This is a genomic window from Oleiphilus sp. HI0128 (assembly GCF_001635365.1).
Map to the genome: position 1 here is coordinate 1 of NZ_LWGG01001198.1, position 1187 is coordinate 1187.

At 42.6% G+C, this 1187-nt stretch carries 1 protein-coding gene; it reads right to left on the reverse strand.

What is annotated here, in order from left to right:
* A partial coding sequence (locus tag A3763_RS28960) for a hypothetical protein (RefSeq protein WP_197483014.1) occupies nucleotides 1-1187 on the reverse strand: 1187 nt, incomplete at both ends.

Consider the following 1187-nt stretch of genomic DNA (forward strand, 5'->3'; position numbering starts at 1 on the left):
ACGGCATCAACGGCATCAACGGCTTCATTACTATTCAAGTTTGCTTGCGTATTATCAATACCTGCTTGAGTGCTTTCAGGAGTGGTATTAACATTATTTTGTTGTTCTTCGAGAGTCGTGCTATCTGAAGCAACTTCAATGGCATCAAAGCTGTCTTCATCCTTACGTAAAGAGATATCGGTAGCGCTGCTGTCCACTTCTAAGCCTTCCAGAGGTTTATGTCCGGCGGGCAGAGCAGGTGCTTCGAGCGTTTCAATCACAAGCGGCTCGGATCGAGGCGCAGCGAAAGTTTGGATCTGGGAAGCGGGAAGCTCAGGTTTTTGTACAGGGGCCTTTTTCAGCTCTTTTATAAGATCGATTATAACTTCTGACTGGTTAAATAGTTTTTCAGGCTCAATGTCTTGACCTGATGTAGCTAAGTGAATGTTATTGAGAAGTTCCATTACTTTAAGAACGTGCTTTTCAGCTTCTTCTGGTTTCATTTTTACCGTGCGTTCGGCTTCAATCGCAACGAAGTAAGCTTTTTTAGTCGCCAAAAGAGCATCAATGCCTGCAGCTTTTACCCCCTCTCTATCTCTATAATTCTTCTCAATAAAGCTTGTTGAGGCTTCAAGTTTAGCTTCTGCTTTTTCATAGCTCAATTCGGCGTACTCATCTGCGTCGATGTCCGAGGCACGCTCGAAAAACGAAACAGCTTCATTAAGATGTGTTACTTTTAGTGTCGATATTTCGGTATCAGCCATGTCTTCAAGAAGGTCTACTTCACTCTTTTTAGCATCAGCAACGTTGCCCTGTTCAATTTCTTGAATGATGTCATTTAGCGACTCCATGACATCTTGATATTGGTCGGGTACAAGAGCTGGGGCGTTGAGACTTTCTAGAATGTCGAGATTTTTTAAGGACTCCCTTAGATTTCCTTCAACTTTCTTTTTATTCTCGTAAGCGTTTTCTATATATTTTTGTGCAGCGATCGCGGACATTAAAGAGGCATTTTTTATATCGCTGGGAGGGGCTGTTAGGTACTCGCGTGCTAATGCAATGCTCTCTTCTGCTTGCCTAAGATGTAATGGAGAGAAGAATTCTACGCCTTTTTTCTTCGCAACTAGCAGTTTTTCTTCTGCTTCGTCAATTGCTTGTTCTGGTGTGAAAGTTGACTGTGAAGCTGCTTGGGCAGATTTTTGTTGAAC